The organism is Bacteroidota bacterium, from assembly GCA_016711505.1.
Lineage (GTDB): Bacteria > Bacteroidota > Bacteroidia > AKYH767-A > 2013-40CM-41-45 > JADKIH01.
The window spans coordinates 223,309-241,274 of sequence record JADJSV010000018.1 but is presented as its reverse complement, the minus strand read 5'-3'; the positions used below and the strand labels follow the sequence as shown (position 1 = coordinate 241,274).

Genomic DNA, 17,966 nt, shown 5'->3' with positions numbered 1-17,966 from the left:
CATATCAAATCATTTATTCTTCAAAACTATAGATCCAACTTTCAACAACGGATAATAAAAAATCGATTCCGCCTTTTTATCAGTATCCAGCCATTTAAATTTTGCATCCGCTTTGTTGAAGAAATACAAAAACAGTCCTATCAGAAATGCATATTTTAAAATTCCGAAAATTGCGCCGGCGATTTTGTTGAAGATTCCAAGTGCAGTGATGTTGACAAGACTTTCAAAAAGTTTAGCAAGAAACCATGCACCAATGCTCACTCCTATCCATACAATCATGTAAGACACGTAACGCAGCGTATCAGGAGAGCCGCCAAACGTATTGAATAAAAATTCAGCAACAGCAGCTGCCATTTTGAATCCGAGAAAATAACATAACACCAATGCACCTAACATGGCAACTTCATAGATAAATCCTTTCATGAAGCCACGAATGGCACCGAAGGCGAGAAGGATAAGAATGATGATGTCGAGGAGACTGCATTTTTTTCAGAAATTTTTTATTAGTGTAGTTTGAGTTTGTGATGTGTAGTTTGCAGGTACGCCACACTACACACAACAAACTCAAACTGAATTATGAGGAAATGTTTTTTATAAGTGTGGAGTTTGAGTTTGTAGTGTGAAGTGTGTAGGTACGCCACACCACACACCACAAACTCAAACTGCATTATATAATCCCCCGCTCCTTCTTCACCTTCTCATACGCCTCATTGATCTTCTTAAACTTCTCCTGCGCATCTTTCTGATATTCGGGACCAAGGTGATGTACTTTATCAGGGTGATATTTCACTGCCATTTTTCTGTACGCTTTTTTCACTTCATCATTCGTTGCAGTTTTTTCAACTTCAAGAATTTTGTAAGACGAATCTGCTTCAACAATGAACATCGCTTTAATACTATTGAAATCTCCTTGCGAAACTCCGATAAGATGACTGATCTGGCTGATCACATTTAACTCCTCTTGTCCTACTCCACCATCAGTTGACGCAAGTCCGAACAATAAATGTATCAATTCTAGTCTTGATGGTGGATCAACAAATTGTCTGATCTGCTGACACACTTGTCCGATCTGAATTTCCTGCTTCAGGATCTCACGGAAGAGAAGCATCCGTTGCTGAGTGTGTGCTTCACCAAACTGACGACTAAAAAAATTCCTTACGAAATCCAATTCAGATTTCAGGATCCGTTGATCTGCTTTCATAACTGCTGCACACAGCACAAGCAAAGCAGCACTGAAATCATTCGGTAAAAATCCGGGTGGTTGATTCTGATTTCCGGAATTTAATTTAATACTACTTTCTTCTGTGATCGATCCAAGTGCAAAGCCAAGGATTCCACCAATCGGACCACCTACTGCCCAACCTAATCCACCGAAGATCCATTTATTCCAAGTTGACATTTTCTTTTAGTGTTTTGGACATTCACACGACTCTTCTCTTAAAACATCACGGATCGCATTCAGTGTGACGATATCTAGAGTTGGCATCGTTTTATTTACTATTTGTCCTTCTTCTTTATCTTTTAGTTCTTTATTAATTATCATTTCAGCCATCATAGCACCAATTTTTTTTCGCTCATATTTTTTAAAGATAATAAACGCTTTCAATTGATCATTATTCATTTTGCGGCAAGTGTCGATCATTGTTTTTCTGTCAACCTTAATAAAATCTAACGGATTCCTAGAATAAAGATCGACAAGGTCCCAACTATTATTAGTACGTTGATAGTCGTCAGATATTTTATGTAAAATTCTATACCTGAAACCTTCTGTGTTAGTAATGTATGCTTTGTTATCAACTTCTACCATTCTATTGAATCGCGCTTTTCCCTCCGGACCATACCACAGATATGTCTTATTAAATTTTTTATTCAGTGCACGAAACTTAGCCATGTCAAATCCATTCAATCTGTCGAAATATTTATTTCTTATTGACATACTTGAAATCTTTCCTTTTCCTTTCAGCGCAATTCTTTCCCAGCCTTTGATGGCTTTCTTTTCTCCGGGAACAGTGCAATAAACTGTGTTCACAATAATATTATTCGCCACTAATTTATCTACCGTTTCATCGATGTCTATTGTTCCGGTTGTTACATCACCATTTCCAACAAGAAAAATCATTTTAATTGCTTCAGGATCTTTCGACCACGAAATTTTTTTCAGACAAGTATTCAATGTTGCTCCAACATATTGATCACCTTTTTCAATTCGTGAAGGAATTTTATATAACAGACTACTTAGTTTTTCAAAATCTGTACTTAGATCTTTTACAATCCGGGTATAGCCATTTTGTTTCCCATAACTGAACCGTGCATATGTAACTACAGCAATCCTGTAATTTGGTTGAGGATTACAATTTGAAAGAGTGTACCAATAATCCCAGATATGATTTCGAAGATGATCGATCAGGCCGTTTGAACTACTACTCAGATCCATTGCTATAACTATGTCAACTGGACGACCCGTTTTTATCTGACCCTTAACAGTTACAGAAAAAAACAAAAGTAAAACGAAGGGAATCCGAAAGAAGCTGATGTGCGGCACGATTTAAAATAATTCGATGGGCCGCAAAGGTAGCAATCCCACAAAATTCTGAATACCTTTGTTGCAAATGGATGCTATTGATTTACAAAACCTAAAGCAGGACTGGGAGAAATTAACTCAGTCACTTGCCAATACTTACGGGGAAGAACCGGATCTTCAGACGATACTTTTTCTGATCGGAATTCAGGAGCTGGGAAAAGGTCCGATGAAATATTCTAAAGACGAAAAGCAGGACCTGATGCACATTGCAGTTTGCCGCTTAATGAGTCAATTTGGATATTATGAGCTGGAAGGTCTCGACCAGGATGGCTGGCCGCATTGGAAATTGGTAAAAAAACTCCCGCCTTTAACTTTAAAAGAGCAGGATTTATTACTGAAACAAGCTGTAATTGAATACCTTAAGTAATCCCTTAAGATTATAGATAAAGCGTGACACTCACCGTTTCATGTTCTTTCAACCGGACAACTGACCGGGCAGTATCTGTATTACGGATTGCTTCTGCGTTTAAATAGGCTTCAAGTTCAAAAGAAAATTCTGCTCTTCCTGCAGCATCTGAGATCTTGGTAACACGAAGATCCGACTGAACTCCATTGACATTATTTACCGCAGTGTCTTGCCACAAAGTTACAGAAGCGCCTTGTACTGAACGCCCTGCAGAATCGACTACTAAAATAACGGCTACTGTTGGGCCATCTTTTTTACAAGAGCTGAGAGCAAAAACACAAAAAAATGCTGATACAACAAGAGCAGTAATTAGTCTGCCTCTCTTTTCTGAATTCATCTGATTTTGGTTAATATTGTAGTCAATCTAATAACACTACAAAAATATAATAAAATGAAGAAAATTAGCATTCTTTTTTCAATAATCTGTCTCATTTCTGCTTGTAAAGGACCTCAAACTGTCACAAAACCAAAGGTTGATGAAAATATTGAGCATGAAGTCCTGATTTCAACTGATATGGGCGATATGGTAGTGAAACTTTATAATTCAACTCCACAGCATCGCGATAATTTCCTCAAGTTGGTAAACCAAAAATTCTACGACAGTTTGTTGTTTCATCGTGTTATTCAGAATTTCATGATTCAGGGTGGTGATCCGGAATCAAAAACGCAGCTCCAGGAGTGATGTTAGGAAATGGAGATGTGGGCTACACTATTCCGGCAGAATTTGTCGATTCATTGTTTCACAAAAAAGGTTCATTGTGTGCAGCTCGTACGGAAAATCCAACGAAAGCATCAAGCGGTTGTCAATTCTATATTGTACAAGGACAGGTTTTGAAACAAGAACAAATCCCTATGCTTGAAATGCAACGTCGGATTAAATTAAGTCCAAAGCAAATTGAACTTTATACAACAGTAGGTGGTACTCCGCATCTTGATAAAGCCTATACAGTTTATGGTGAAGTTATAAAAGGTCTTGATGTACTGGATAAAATTGCAGCAGTAAAAACTGCTCCCGGTGATCGTCCGTTGCAAGATGTAAGAATGAAAATGAAACAAATTAAATAATGCAAGAAAAGATTGACACACTCATCAGTGAAATAGAAAAATTCGCTGCTCAGTCGAAAGAAGAAGTTGAAGGATTCAGAATAAAATATTTTGGAAAGAAAGGTGTATTGGCAGATCTTTTTTCTGAAATGAAAAGTATTGCTCCTGAAATGCGCAAAGACTTTGGACAAATGGTCAATAGTCTGAAAGTAAAAGCGGAAGAAAGACTGGAATCATTTCAGCAAGCATTAGAAAGTGCAAGTGATTCACAGAAGCCAAAAGATTTAGATCTGACGTTACCGGGAGAATCGAATGCAATTGGGTCAAGACATCCATTGTCATTGGTAAGAAATGAAATTCTGAATATCTTCAAGCGCATTGGTTTTACAGTTGCTGATGGTCCTGAGATAGAAGACGACTGGCATAATTTCACTGCCTTGAATTTTCCGGAAAATCATCCGGCACGTGATATGCAGGATACATTTTTTATTTCGCAGGAAGGCAGTACAGATTCTATTGCATTGCGTACGCATACTTCATCTATACAGGTGCGAATAATGGAGAATTCAAAACCTCCGATTCGTATTCTTGCTCCGGGTCGTGTCTACAGAAATGAAGCGATCTCAGCGAGAGCGCATTGTTTTTTTCATCAGGTAGAAGGATTATATATTGACGAAGGAGTTTCATTTGCTGATCTTAAGCAAACGCTTTTATATTTTGCGCAAGAGATGTTTGGTTCAGATGCAAAGATCAGATTGCGTCCGAGTTATTTTCCATTCACAGAACCTTCTGCTGAAATGGATGTAAGTTGTCAGATCTGCAAAGGCAAAGGTTGCAATGTATGTAAGTACACAGGATGGTTAGAGATCATGGGTTGCGGAATGGTTGATCCGAATGTTTTAGAGAATTGCAAAATAGATTCTACGAAATATACAGGTTATGCATTCGGAATGGGAATTGAACGGATAGCAATGCTTCGGTATGATGTAAAAGATCTGAGATTGTTTTCGGAGAATGATGTGAGGTTTTTGAGGCAGTTTAAGAGTGAATAATTTTTTGAACACAAGAAAGAAAAAATTAATTCGTTGTATCCACCCAAGCTGATCTTGAAACAGTGTTCTGTTTTGAAATTTTATACGCCTTTCCTTCTTTAACAACCGAATACATTTCAATAACAACTTGCTTGCGATGTTTTACTTCATAAACAAAATTCACACTTGGAGGCGAGTCGGGTTCCTGAATTGATTTTTGCTGAAGCAAAGTAAATGATAAAGTATTGCCCAATGCCTGATTGAGCTGTTCAAACTTTGCAATTCTGGCTTCATCACTTTCGCCATTGTGCATTTCTTCGGAATAGTGGTCCGATAAATTTGTGAAATCATTTCTGCTGATCTTCTGCATAAAATCCTCAACAAATTTCTGAGCCTGGACAGGATCAGGTATTTCATGGGTGCATGAAATAGAAACAAGGGAAATAAACAAAATTGTTTTTAGAATTAGAGCGTGATTTTTCATAATAATTTTTTTTGGAGGATTCATCTATTAATACTGCTAAATACGAAAGGTAACCCTACGGTTTAATTATTTGCATTGATGAACGATTACGTGACCTCATGTGCGACCCCTTCGGGGTCGGGTTCGGGGCTTGTGATGCTATGTCTACAAATGTGCGACCCCTTCAGGGTCGGGAGTCTGGTAAATGTCTGCCGTGAATTTTGCTCAAAGGATTCTTGTATTAGTTTCATTAGTTACCTTTTCAAATGTTCAACTCTATGGATCGATCTTGCATTTTGAAAACTTGTACCTGCCGACCTTGAAAGTTCGCGTGTTGTGATGTTCTATCTACAAATGTGCAACCTTTTCAGAGTTGGGACTCTGGTGCATGTTTAATGGAGAATTTTGCTCAATGGATTCTCATTTTAGTTTTCTTTTCAATCATTAATTAATGTTCAACTTGCATTTTGAAGTCTTGTACCAGCCGACCTTGAAAGTTCGCGTGTTGTGATGTTCTATCTACAAATGTGCAACCTTTTCAGAGTTGGGACTCTGGTGTATGTTTAATGGAGAATTTTGCTCAATGGATTCTCATTTTAGTTTTCTTTTCAATCATTAATTAATGTTCAACTTTATGGATCGATGTTGCATTTTGAAGTCTTGTACCAGCCGACCCTGAAAGGGTCACACATTTGTAGAAAACGGAACAACAAAACGACCCGACCCCGAAGGGGTCGCACATGATTTCCCGATCCCCCGAATTAAAGCACGGATAAAAAAAATCATTTCCCCTATTATATTGAACGATAAATAAGATTTCATAAATTATTTTTGAAGAAAAAATTATGACAACACATTCAGAAATATATATTCAAATCATATTCGCCGTCAATGGACCTGAATCTTTGATTGACTCTTCATGGGAAAATGAATTATACAAATACATCACCGGTATAGTGCAAGCAAAAGGAAACAAAATGCTTGCAATTGATGGAATGCCGGATCATATTCATTTCTTTATAGGACTTCATATCGATTGTACACTTGCAGACCTGGTAAGAGAAATTAAAAAAAGTTCAAACGCATACATTAACAGTAATAAATTTACAAAATCTCGTTTCTCATGGCAATCTGGATATGGTGCCTTTTCGTATTCCAAATCTGACATCGATACGGTAGTAAAATACATCATGAATCAAAAAGAGCATCATAAAAATCAAACATTTAAAGATGAATTTATATCGTTCCTGAAAGAATACAATATAAAATATGATGAAAAATACTTATTTAATTGGATAGATTATAAATAATCCATGTGTGACCCCTCCGGGGTCGGTTCGATTGCGGGGCAATTATTTTTCTACAAATATGCGACCTCTTCAGGGTCGTTTACAATAGAAACCATTGTCACTAAAATTAACTGATTAAACATGTATTCAGATAATTATAAACCAGCAAAGCCGTAACCCACACTCTTCACACCCAAACTCACACAAAATTTAATACGCTCTTTCATTCACCCCTTCAATATAATTCACAAACGCTTTACACACTACTCTGTTTCCACCCTGTGTAGGATAATTTCCTGAAAAATACCAATCGCCTCTGTGGTTAGGACATGCTGCATGCAGATCTTCGATCTTTTGGAAAATGATCTGTAAATCGGCCTGAAGATCCGAAGGACGAACTAGCTCTGCAATTTTATTGCTGATCTGCTCTGCTGTGAATGGCTGATAGATCATACGAACATAATTCTTCATTTCCTTTCCACCCATTGCCAACTGCTCCTTGCATCGTGCATAGGTTTCGTCAATGATATGTTCGAGATTATTTTCTTCAAGCAATTGTATTGCAGCTCTGAATGCGATCAGATCACCGATCTTCGCCATATCAATTCCATAACAATCCGGATACCGGATCTGTGGTGCAGAACTAACGACAACAATTTTCTTTGGACCTAAACGATCAAGCATCCGAAGAATAGAATTCTTCAGTGTTGTTCCGCGCACAATTGAATCGTCGATGACAACTAAATTATCAACTCCCTTTCTTATTGTACCATAAGTGATGTCATAAACATGTGTAACAAGATCGCTGCGTTCATCATCATTCGTAATAAATGTACGAAGCTTTGCATCCTTGATTGCAATTTTTTCAGCGCGTGGACGAATGTTGAGGATCTCCATCAATTTTTCGTCAGTAAGATCATTGCCTAAAGCTTTTATCTTTCTTTTCTTTACATCACGTAAATAATCCTCCATGCCATGAAGCATTCCATAGAAAGCAACTTCGGCAGTATTTGGAATGAAAGATAAAACAGTATTACGAAGATCGTAATCGACAGATTGTAATGTTGACTGACATAACAACCGACCTAATTCTTTTCTCTCTTTATAAATATCAACATCACTTCCCCGGGAAAAATAAATTCTTTCGAATGAGCAACTCAACTTTTGAGTTGGTTCATTGATAAGCTCTTCTCCTACTTTTCCATTCTTGCGAATCACAAGAGCATGACCGGGCTTTATTTCATTTACTGATTCAACGGGAACATTAAAAGCAGTCATAATCGCCGGCCGTTCACTCGCAACAACAACAACTTCTTCATCGCGATAAAAAAATGCCGGACGAATTCCTGCAGGATCACGGAGAACAAATGCATCACCGTGTCCGAACATTCCTGCAATAGCATAGCCACCATCCCAGCGATGTGAAGAATTTTTCAATATTCTTCCAATGTCAATATGATTTGCAATAAGTGGTGAAATTTCTTCTTTACTGTTGCCAAGCTTTTTGAATTTGGCATACTGTAATTCATTTTCTTCATCGAGAAAATGTCCGATATTTTCCATCACTGTAACAGTGTCTGCCTTTTCTTTTGGATGTTGACCTATCTCAACTAAATCCTGAAAAAGTTCATCAACATTTGTCATATTGAAATTACCTGCAACAACTAAGTTGCGGCTCATCCAATTATTTTGTCTTAAAAACGGATGACAGGCTTCAATACTGTTTCCACCATATGTTCCATAGCGTAAATGACCTAACCATAATTCTCCTGTAAAAGCAACATTTTTTTTCAGCCATTCAGGGTCCGATAAATGTTCGGGATTATTCTTTCCGACCTCTTCAAACTTCGCCTGCATTCTACCAAAAATATCTTTGATCGCCTGTTTTTCATTGCTCCGGTAACGGCTGATGTATCTTGATCCCGGTGCAGGATCAAATTTGATATTGGCAACTCCCGCACCATCCTGGCCGCGATTATGTTGCTTTTCCATCATTAAATACAGCTTATTCATTGCATAGAATGCTGTACCATATTTTTCCTGATAATATGAAAGTGGCTTAAGCAGCCGAATCATAGCGATTCCGCATTCGTGATGAAGGAAGTCAGACATAGTGCAAAGATACGGTTTTCAGAGGGAAATAAATGCAAAAATCATAGGTCAAAAGTCAAAAACTGTGGCACCCTTTGCCTGCCAGGATAGAGTCCGGATGTGCCCACCCTGTCTTACCCAATTCTATACTCCTCTTCCTGATCTACCAGATTTGCCGGAGGAATTGAAATAGTGAAAACATGCAGATTTTCCTTGTATTCGTATTTGATCTTGGCGCCACAATGGTCGATGATCTTTCTTACGATTGCCAGACCAAGCCCAATGCTGTCCGGCGATTCGCCTTTTTTGAATCTGTCGAATACTTCATCAGGCGATAAAACGGGTGCATGACCACTGTTTGCAATTTCAAATTTGTCTTTACGGAACGTCACAAACAGATCACCGTTCTCCAGATTATACTTGATCGCATTCGATAAAAGATTAGTAAGTAAAATATCAGCGAGATGCGGATTCATTCTTACAAGAACTTTATCATCGATGTCAAGATGCAATTGAATATTTTTTGAAGAAATAAAAAGCTCAAGATCTTCCAATTGTTTGTTCAGCAATTTTCCCATTTGTAAAAGTTGCAGTCCTGCATATTGATCATTGTCAATTCTTGTAAGCATGATCAATCCTTTATTCATTTTCGACAAACGGTTCACTGAATCAAGTGTACTTAAGATCTGATTGAGTTGTGTTTCTGTCAATTCACTTTGCAACAATAATTCCAGCTTCGAACGAATGATCGCAAGCGGCGTTTGAGTTTCATGTGACATATTCTCTGTAAACTCTCTCAGATTTTTATAGTCGCGTGTAACTTTATCTGTCAGTTTAGAAAGTTCTGCATTCAATGCATTGAATTCATCAACCTGACTTCTTTGAAACATTGTTGTACCGCCTTTTTGCAGATCAAACGTCTTAAGAACATTTAATGCCCGGTAGAAAGGATTCCAGATCTTGCTGGAAAACCATCTGTTCAGAAAATAAAAACATGCAATGATATCGAGTGCAACTAATAATAACGTTGCAAGAATTCCTTCAGCAAGTTGTTCGGTTTCTGTTAATCGTCGTGCAAGTTTTATTCTGTAACTTTTTCCATCCACAAGTTGTTCATACGTCATCATTCTGTATGGAACTTTTCCTTTTTCATATAGATCATAGATCGAAGTGTCGATCATGATTACTCTGAAGGATGAAAATTTATCTATCGGTTCGATTTCAATTCTATCTCCAAAAATTAAGTGCAGTCCCTGAATGCCTTTCTGATGTTCCAGTTGTTTTGCGATCTCGCTTTTTTCAAAGAGCATGTGCTCAGAAATTTCATTGTCGACCAGATACAAAACGCGATATGCAAGAAAAGCGCTGCTCACTAATAACAGCACGAGAGCGATTGCAATGTAATATCGGTTTGTAAGGTTGAGTAATTTCATTCAGACGACAATTTATATCCTACACCGTAAATTGACTTCAGATAATCGTGCGCTCCATTGTCTGTCATTTTTTTCCGAAGATTTTTGATGTGGCTATAAATGAAATCAAAGGAGTCGGCCATATCAGCATGGTCTCCCCACAAATGTTCGGCAATGGATTCTTTTGTTAAAACTTTATTTTGATTACTTAAGAAGTATAATAATAATTCGTGTTCTTTTTTAGTGAGAGAAATCAGTTTATCTTTCACATACATCATCATTTCATCAGGAACAACCCTGATCTCATTAAATAGAATTTCATTCTTACCTTGAAAAGCTCTGCGGCGAACTACCGATTTTATGCGGGCAACGAGCTCCGGCATATAAAAAGGTTTAGTTACATAATCATCAGCACCGAAATTCAAACCAACTAATCTATCATCAAGTGAGTTTTTAGCAGATAAAATGACTATTCCTGTTTGTTTCTGTTTTTGTTGAAGTACATTAATTACTTTTAATCCACTACCATCGGGCAAACCAATATCAAGAACTACACAGTCGTATTCGTATAAGTCAGCTTTTTCAGTGGCTTCTGCTAATGTTTCGGCTTTTTCGCAAATCATTCCTGACTCTTTCAGGAAGATAAGCATTGAATCCAATAATTGTTTTTCGTCTTCAACGATAAGAATCTTCATGCTTAATTTATTAATGGTATTATTTAATTAATTAGTTTTGGAATCCAATATAGCGACCTTTTACGTTGACTCCACAGCGTAAAAGTAAAATAAGGTTAGTCAGTTCGCTAACAATTTACAAAAAACTTCTTTACTATTCAGAATTCATCCAGAATCATAGTCTAAGTTTGAAAAATAATTAATCCCCCACATACATTAATGAAAAAGTTAGTATTTCTTATTGCTGTTTGCTCAGCACTAATGATCACTATGTCTGCTGAAAAGATGGACGATAATGGTAAAGCCGGTTATACAGGTTCTCCCGGTGAATTAAATTGTACAGATTGTCATGACACATATGTTCTTAATTCAGGCGGAGGTTCAGTTTCATTGACTTCAACAAATATGACGAATTGGGTATATGATCCGGGCGTAACTTATCATATGGTTGCAACAGTAACAAGAACTTCAAATGAACTTTTCGGAATATGTGTTGAAGCGCTTTTACCTGGCGGCGCCAATGCCGGAACTCTTATACAGACAAATACAGTTACTACTCAGATCAAAACTAAGACAGTTAATGGTACTTCACGAAGAAGTGTTGTACATAAACTGGATGCCGGTCAGGGCGTAGATTCATTTGCATTTACATTCGACTGGACAGCGCCTGCTACAAATTCAGGTGATGTTACTTTTTATTTTGCAGGCAATGCTTCTGATTTTGACGGGAACGAATCAGGCGATTACATATATATTGATAGCAGAGTTTGTGCTTTTAATTTAAGTAATAATATCAATTCAGGCGAAAATAATTCTTTAATGTCTGTTTATCCTATGCCAATTCAGGATCACTTTAATTTAAATTATAATTTAAATTCTACCGGTCCGGTAAATATCAAATTGTATTCTATTAAAGGGGAATTGGTTTCCATCTTATCGTCGCAAGTAATGGCTGCCGGTCAGCATACCGATAACTTCTATCTCCCGAACAGATTAAGTTCAGGAAATTATATTATAAGTATTGAATCGTCTGCCGGAATCACTTGTCAAAAGGTTCTGATCAATTGAAAAATTTCGGATAACGATTAATCTTGTTCAGCAAAAGGTTTTACCCGTTCATCCACAAAAAACTATTAATTACTGCGTAATTTATTAATCTTGCGAAATCAGGATTTTAATATTAATCCAATAAACTAAAATGAAAAAAGTTCTTTTTGTTCTGGCAGCATCTGCATGGCTTACTGCTTGCACCAATGACAATCTTGAAGAATTACATCCTGCATGTGATACAACCGGTGTTGTTTCATTTGCAAATGTTATTCTTCCAATAATGAACAGTTCATGTGGAACTGATAACACAGGGTGTCACATCAATAATTCTGCGGATGGTGGCTACGGCTTAGCCAACTATACTGATATGATGGAATACTTTGTATCTCCTGCAAAAGATTTAAAATTTATCCGTACACTTACTCATGATCCCGCATTAACTTCCAGTTTATATATGCCACAAGGCGCAGCTAAACTCGATGAATGTAGTATTATGAAAATACAGGCATGGATCAATAATGGTAAACAAAACAATTAATAATAAAAGTGACGTGAAAAAAATATTCCTACTACTATCTTTATTTGCATCGTTTACAATTGTAAATGCTCAGGATTTGCTTGGAGATCTGGAACCAACAGCAGGTGACGATTTTGCCATTGCAACATTTAAATCGACTCGATTGGTAAATCAACATACGATCGAAACAACAGGTCCGAGAACACTTGATTTCCGGATTTCACACCGATTTGGTCCTGTAAATTCTGAAGCTTACAATGCTTTTGGTTTAGATGGTCCTGCAAACATCCGTTTAGGATTAGAGTACAGTCCTGAAGGTCGTTTTATGTTTGGTATCGGCCGGAGTTCTCTGGATAAATTAGTGGATGGTTTTTTAAAGTATCGCCTGCTTCGCCAAAAAACTGATAATAGTATGCCGTTAAGTGTTACACTTCTTGCATGCGCTTATTATACAACACTTAAAGATGGAAATGCAGCCGCAAACGGTTTCGATCGATACGAATTCCGTTCTTCCCGTTTTTCTTATTGCTATCAATTGCTGATCGCCAGAAAATTTTCTCCGAATTTTTCCTTTCAGGTTGCACCTTGGCTGGTTCATTATAATCTGGTTGATCTTCAGTCAGACAAAAATGACGCATATGGTTTAGCGGCATTATTCAGATTAAAATTCACAAAACGTGCTGCCATTACTGCTGAATATGGTTACAGATTAAATAAATACACGGCAGTTACGAAAACAGAAAACGATAATCATTTCGATACATTCTCTATTGGTTACGAACTCGAAACCGGGGGCCACGTATTTCAGATTCATTTCACAAACAGTTTCGGTATTACGGAAAATCAATTTTTCCCGAAGACAGATACTAAATGGAATGATGCGGGAGTTCGGCTTGGATTTAATATTTCCAGGGTGTTTACTTTGTAGTTCGTAATTCTTAATTAAAATATAGAAATTAAAAAAAACCATTGGTCATCAATGGTTTTTTATTTTATATCCGCTCAGCAATTTTTTATAGTTCAACCACACCGAGCACTTTCATCGATTGCTTACTTTGAATGAAAGCTGTTAATCTTGTATTTTTATTGAACTTAATTTCTCTTACCGGAATTTTTATCTGAGTTGTCTTTTTTATTCCATTTACTGAATGCAATAATCTGACAACATAATTATTTACAAATGTTTTACTTGCATTTGCCCCAGCTTCAACCTTTGTTGAGATTCCATCTTCTGTTATGGCTAAACGGAAAACAGCATTCTGATCATCTTTTGAAGTATTGTAGGAAATATAAAGTGTATCATTCGCAAGAGAATCTTTAACAACGGAAAATTTAAACTGCTGCGGAACAGTCAGTGCATTTTTTATTTCTTCCTTTAAAGTGGTTTCTTTCGTGCCACTGAAACTTTTAGTACCGTTAATTACAATCTCAGGAGTATACAATTCCTTCTCCGCAAGTACCCTGGAATAATTTTCCTGTCTCTTTGTAAAATAAAATTTACTAAGCGGGTCCTTCCAGCCTAATCGGTTCCAGTAATCAACATGGTATTCAAGTACAAAAACATTGCTCCCGTTTTTCTTTTCAGCAGCAACTGTTTTATATAAAATTTCTTCAGCAACCGGACTTGTTTCATCGCCTTGAGAGGTGAACAATTCAATAAAGGCAAAGTTATTCTGAGCGTGAGATTGTAAGGCTGAAAAAATAATAATAAAGAATATAGTTTTCATTTTGTTAATCAAGATTTTAATAAAACACTAAGATCACTTAGTTTTTAGCACAAGAGCACAAGTGAAGCTAAAGTATTATAGTGTGTTCTTGTGACAAATTTTAGTGATCTTAGTGTTAAAATTTCATTTATAGAAACTGTTCCTTCTTCAACCCAAGCCACTCCAAAGCGCTTCCATTCAGGAGGCGTTCTTTCATTGCATCGGTATAAGGCATAGATTCAATTAATTTGCCGGGACTTAATTCGCCGAGTGGAAATGGATAATCGGTTCCAAGAGCTACTCTTTCTACACCAATTAATTTTACGATCATGTCCAACATCATTGGATCATGAACGAGTGAATCGAGATAAAATTTTCCAAGATAATTTCTTGGGTTAACCGGATTATCAATTGCAACAAGATCCGGGCGGACATTGAAACCATGTTCTATTCTTCCAATTGTTGCAGGAAAAGATCCGCCACCGTGTGCAAAAGCAACTTTCAATTTTGGTAATCTTTCGAAAATTCCACCGAAGATCATTGAACAAATAGCAAGTGAAGTTTCCGCAGGCATTCCAACAAGCCAAGGTAGCCAGTACTTATTCATTTTTTCTTTTCCCATCATATCCCACGGGTGAACAAATATGGATGCATTCATTTCCTGAGCTGCTTCGAAAAAAGGAAAAAGTTCGGGTGCATTCAGATTCCAGTCATTAACATGCGAGCCGATCTGAACACCACGCAATCCGATCTTCATACATCTCTCCAGTTCCTTAATTGCAAGTTGCGGCGATTGAAGTGGAACAGTTCCAAGTCCGATAAAGCGTTGCGGATAATCTAAAATGATTGCAGCAATGTGATCATTCAGATACATTGAAAGATCCAAGGCGTCATCCGGTTTTGCCCAATAGCTGAACATGACAGGAATAGTTGACAGCACCTGCACACGAACTCCGTGCATGATGCTTTCATTCATTCTCACATTCGGGTCCCAGCAATTATCCTGGACTTCGCGAAAAAATTTGTCATCGATCATCATCTTGGCACAACAAGGCTTATGATGATCTAATGAAACAAATCCTCCATAACCATACTTCGCTTTAAAATCAGGAAGATGTGCCGGAAGGATGTGTGTGTGTATATCAATTTTGAGCATTCTTCTTTTCCCTTGCAACCTTTGCTGCTAATGATTCATATTTTTCTGCATTCGGAATATCACCGATATTTCTGTATGTAACAGCAGCCAATCTATATGGTTCAACAAACTCCGGATCTACTTCAATTGATTTTAGGAAATAAACTATTGCAGTCTGGAAATTATCCAAAGCATCTTTTCTGTGCTTTTCTGCATTCGCCGGATCTTTCGACGCCGCTTCCGTTGAGCCTTGTCCGAAGACACCATAAACACTTGCCAGATTATTTAAAGCATGTGCATAATTCGGGTTGTACCTGACTGCTATTTCGAAGTATTTTTTGGATTCAACAAATCGTCTTTGATTAAACAATAAGAAACCATAATTATTATTTGTAACCGGGTTAGTATGATTAAACTCCAATGATTTCAAATAGTCAAGTTCAGATAATGAATCTTGTCCCATTTGTTTTAAGATGTAGGCCCGACGCTGATAGCCATCAGCATATTCCGGATAAACATTTATTGCTCTTGTAAGATATTCTACACCTTGTTTTTCTGCATTGTAGATCGCTGTGCTATCAGGGAGTTTTGCGAAATATTCATCTGTTGTAATATGATTCGCGAGATAAAATAACATGTGAGCACTATCAGGTGTCTTTTTTACATCTGTTGAATATAAAGTGTAATCGTTTTTCCATTCCATACTTCTTGCATAAGTTTGAATTGAAAAGACAACACTTATTACAGCAGCAGAAATGATTGGCATTTTGTAAGAATTGAAAAAATTATTCCACGAGTTGAATATCCTTTCAGAGACATCTGATTTGAATATTTTAATTAGCAGATGCGCAACAACAAAGCAGAATCCAAGCGACGGAATATACATTAGCCGCTCGCCATAACAAGTACCGATCAGCATGAAAATATTTGAAGCTACAGATGCAGTAACGAAGAAAAACAATATTCCAAATGCTGCCTTATCCTTACTTTTGAATTTGACCAGTGAATACACCAGTGCAGAACCAAGTCCAATCAATGATAACAAGAATTTCCAGTCAGTAGCAGTAACAGCTTTGAAGTGATTATATGATCCATCAGCAATAAGTGGATAAGGAATGATCAAAGTCTTAACATAGTAGCCAAGCATATAGATAGCATTTACTCTCTGTAAAAAGAAATTTGGTAATCCGGCGATGTAATTATCAATAACAGGGATCTCTGATTCAATGCCTCCTAAGATCTTATTTCTGATCAGAAGGAAAATTACTGAACAAAATGTCATTGCACCGATTGCACTGAAATAATGTTTTTGTTTTGCATCAGTAAAAAAATAAAACATCAATGGAATTGCTACAATAAATGTTATAGTAGATTCCTTGGCAAACAAGGAGGCGAGAAAACAAAATACCGCCAATAGAAATTTCGACGTTTTGTTTTCTTTTATCCAGTCGTAAAAAGCACCCGCACTGAGAAGACATAACAGCAATGTCATGATCTCATCACGGCTTTTTATATTTGATACGACTTCGGCGTGTATGGGATGAAAAACAAAGAGCAGTGTTGTGAGAAATGGAAGAATTAGTTGTCCATTCAGATACTTGCTTAACACTTTGAAAAGAACCACAGCTGTTAATGCAAAGAGAATAATATTTATAAAATGACCGAAAGCAGGATTATTCGGAGCGATCTGCCATTCAACTGCAAACATAGCTTTGGTCAAAGGACGATACAATGTATAGTCAACAATATTCATCCCATATCTGTAAGATGATTTGAAGATATCAGGAATTGCGCTAACGCCTTTCTTGGTTTGTGTATTGTCTTTTATTAAACCAAAATCATCGAGAACATAATCATGTCCGATCGTGCTGACATACATTATGAAGGCTAAAGCTGCAAGAGCTAAAGCCAGAAAAGTCTTCAGTGATTTTTGTTTGTTCTCCTGTTTTTTAATTTCTTTCGGAGAAATTGTACCACTTTCTTTTTGCAGTGCAATTTTTTCTTTTCGTGTAAGTTTTGTGGACATAATATTTTTAAGCCGTTAATACGGGTGGTTCCATAACAGTTCCACATTTTTTACATGTACGCAGATCAATATTGCTATAGTAGTTGTTCATCACTTTTGGTAATTGAGTTACTATATCTGTCATGACAAAATATTCTTCATGCAATTTGTTCTTACACTTTTCGCAATACCAGATAAAACCGTCTTTCATTCCTTCACGACGTTGAACTTCCATTACAAGTCCAACTGTATTCGGACCTCTTCTTGGTGAATGTGGAGTTCTTGCCGGAAGCATATAGATCTCTCCTTCACGAATAGGAATATCGACATGTTCGCCATTATCAACGATCTTAACGGTGATATCTCCTTCGAGTTGGTAGAAGAATTCTTCTGTCTCATTGAAATGATAATCCTTACGTGCATTTGGTCCCCCGACAACCATTACAATAAAATCCTGCTCCGGTGTATAGATCACCTGATTTCCTACAGGGGGCTTTAACAGATGACGATTTTCATCGATCCATTTTTTAAAATTTATTCCTGATTTTGCTGCCATAATGTT

18 protein-coding genes and 1 pseudogene are annotated in these 17,966 nt (G+C 37.0%); 7 read left to right on the top strand and 12 right to left on the bottom strand.

Features of this window, described 5'->3' with window-relative positions:
* Positions 1 to 9: 9 nt before the first annotated feature.
* The 3 genes from IPL24_17180 to IPL24_17170 all read right to left on the bottom strand — a co-directional run bounded on the left by IPL24_17180 (position 10) and on the right by IPL24_17170 (position 2,542).
* Positions 10 to 468 (bottom strand): CvpA family protein, encoded by a 459-nt coding sequence (locus IPL24_17180; protein ID MBK8365335.1) that lies wholly within the window; start codon positions 466 to 468, stop codon positions 10 to 12.
* Positions 469 to 667: 199 nt separating this feature from the next.
* Positions 668 to 1,399, bottom strand: coding sequence for a TerB family tellurite resistance protein (locus IPL24_17175; GenBank protein MBK8365334.1), 732 nt, complete (start codon positions 1,397 to 1,399; stop codon positions 668 to 670).
* Between the two features lie 6 nt (positions 1,400 to 1,405).
* Complete coding sequence (locus tag IPL24_17170) at positions 1,406 to 2,542, bottom strand: VWA domain-containing protein (GenBank protein ID MBK8365333.1); 1,137 nt, start codon at positions 2,540 to 2,542, stop codon at positions 1,406 to 1,408.
* A gap of 67 nt (positions 2,543 to 2,609) precedes the next feature.
* On the opposite strand from IPL24_17170, the gene IPL24_17165 reads away from it, so the two are divergent.
* Positions 2,610 to 2,948, top strand: coding sequence for a hypothetical protein (locus IPL24_17165; protein MBK8365332.1), 339 nt, complete (start codon positions 2,610 to 2,612; stop codon positions 2,946 to 2,948).
* A gap of 10 nt (positions 2,949 to 2,958) precedes the next feature.
* On the opposite strand, the gene IPL24_17160 is transcribed toward IPL24_17165, so the two are convergent.
* The gene (locus IPL24_17160; protein MBK8365331.1) at positions 2,959 to 3,324 is read right to left on the bottom strand and encodes a hypothetical protein; all 366 of its coding nucleotides are present in this window, start codon (positions 3,322 to 3,324) and stop codon (positions 2,959 to 2,961) included.
* A 54-nt stretch (positions 3,325 to 3,378) separates the two neighbouring features.
* On the opposite strand from IPL24_17160, the pseudogene IPL24_17155 reads away from it, so the two are divergent.
* Both IPL24_17155 and pheS read left to right on the top strand, forming a co-directional pair.
* Positions 3,379 to 4,052: pseudogene (locus IPL24_17155) on the top strand (peptidylprolyl isomerase).
* Complete coding sequence (gene pheS, locus IPL24_17150) at positions 4,052 to 5,083, top strand: phenylalanine--tRNA ligase subunit alpha (GenBank protein MBK8365330.1); 1,032 nt, start codon at positions 4,052 to 4,054, stop codon at positions 5,081 to 5,083. The pseudogene IPL24_17155 and the gene pheS overlap by 1 nt, the downstream one beginning before the upstream one ends.
* 25 nt (positions 5,084 to 5,108) lie before the next feature.
* Here the strand turns inward: pheS and IPL24_17145 are convergent, their stop codons facing one another.
* Positions 5,109 to 5,546: a hypothetical protein gene (locus IPL24_17145; protein MBK8365329.1), complete on the bottom strand. Its 438-nt coding sequence runs from the start codon at positions 5,544 to 5,546 to the stop codon at positions 5,109 to 5,111.
* Between the two features lie 821 nt (positions 5,547 to 6,367).
* Between IPL24_17145 and IPL24_17140 the strand changes: the two genes are divergently transcribed.
* The gene (locus tag IPL24_17140) at positions 6,368 to 6,835 is read left to right on the top strand and encodes a transposase (GenBank protein MBK8365328.1); all 468 of its coding nucleotides are present in this window, start codon (positions 6,368 to 6,370) and stop codon (positions 6,833 to 6,835) included.
* A gap of 189 nt (positions 6,836 to 7,024) precedes the next feature.
* On the opposite strand, the gene IPL24_17135 is transcribed toward IPL24_17140, so the two are convergent.
* The 3 genes from IPL24_17135 to IPL24_17125 all read right to left on the bottom strand — a co-directional run bounded on the left by IPL24_17135 (position 7,025) and on the right by IPL24_17125 (position 11,012).
* A complete protein-coding gene (locus IPL24_17135; protein ID MBK8365327.1) occupies positions 7,025 to 8,926 on the bottom strand; it encodes an amidophosphoribosyltransferase in 1,902 nt (633 codons plus the stop codon).
* A 113-nt stretch (positions 8,927 to 9,039) separates the two neighbouring features.
* Positions 9,040 to 10,338 carry a HAMP domain-containing histidine kinase gene (locus IPL24_17130; protein ID MBK8365326.1) on the bottom strand — a complete coding sequence of 433 codons (1,299 nt, stop codon included), beginning with the start codon at positions 10,336 to 10,338 and terminating at the stop codon, positions 9,040 to 9,042.
* Positions 10,335 to 11,012 (bottom strand): response regulator transcription factor, encoded by a 678-nt coding sequence (locus IPL24_17125; GenBank protein ID MBK8365325.1) that lies wholly within the window; start codon positions 11,010 to 11,012, stop codon positions 10,335 to 10,337. The genes IPL24_17130 and IPL24_17125 overlap by 4 nt, the downstream gene beginning before the upstream one ends.
* 198 nt (positions 11,013 to 11,210) lie before the next feature.
* Between IPL24_17125 and IPL24_17120 the strand changes: the two genes are divergently transcribed.
* The 3 genes from IPL24_17120 to IPL24_17110 all read left to right on the top strand — a co-directional run bounded on the left by IPL24_17120 (position 11,211) and on the right by IPL24_17110 (position 13,486).
* Entirely contained in the window at positions 11,211 to 12,059 is an 849-nt protein-coding gene (locus IPL24_17120; GenBank protein MBK8365324.1) for a T9SS type A sorting domain-containing protein, read from the top strand.
* Between the two features lie 130 nt (positions 12,060 to 12,189).
* Positions 12,190 to 12,579, top strand: coding sequence for a hypothetical protein (locus IPL24_17115; protein ID MBK8365323.1), 390 nt, complete (start codon positions 12,190 to 12,192; stop codon positions 12,577 to 12,579).
* Positions 12,580 to 12,592: 13 nt separating this feature from the next.
* A complete protein-coding gene (locus IPL24_17110) occupies positions 12,593 to 13,486 on the top strand; it encodes a hypothetical protein (protein ID MBK8365322.1) in 894 nt (297 codons plus the stop codon).
* Between the two features lie 85 nt (positions 13,487 to 13,571).
* On the opposite strand, the gene IPL24_17105 is transcribed toward IPL24_17110, so the two are convergent.
* From IPL24_17105 to IPL24_17090, 4 genes are all read right to left on the bottom strand, one after another.
* Entirely contained in the window at positions 13,572 to 14,285 is a 714-nt protein-coding gene (locus IPL24_17105; GenBank protein MBK8365321.1) for a DUF1223 domain-containing protein, read from the bottom strand.
* Positions 14,286 to 14,412: 127 nt separating this feature from the next.
* Positions 14,413 to 15,420 carry an amidohydrolase gene (locus tag IPL24_17100; protein ID MBK8365320.1) on the bottom strand — a complete coding sequence of 336 codons (1,008 nt, stop codon included), beginning with the start codon at positions 15,418 to 15,420 and terminating at the stop codon, positions 14,413 to 14,415.
* Entirely contained in the window at positions 15,407 to 17,425 is a 2,019-nt protein-coding gene (locus IPL24_17095; protein ID MBK8365319.1) for a hypothetical protein, read from the bottom strand. The genes IPL24_17100 and IPL24_17095 overlap by 14 nt, the downstream gene beginning before the upstream one ends.
* Before the next feature lie 7 nt (positions 17,426 to 17,432).
* Positions 17,433 to 17,960: a 3-hydroxyanthranilate 3,4-dioxygenase gene (locus IPL24_17090; protein MBK8365318.1), complete on the bottom strand. Its 528-nt coding sequence runs from the start codon at positions 17,958 to 17,960 to the stop codon at positions 17,433 to 17,435.
* Positions 17,961 to 17,966: the final 6 nt, after the last annotated feature.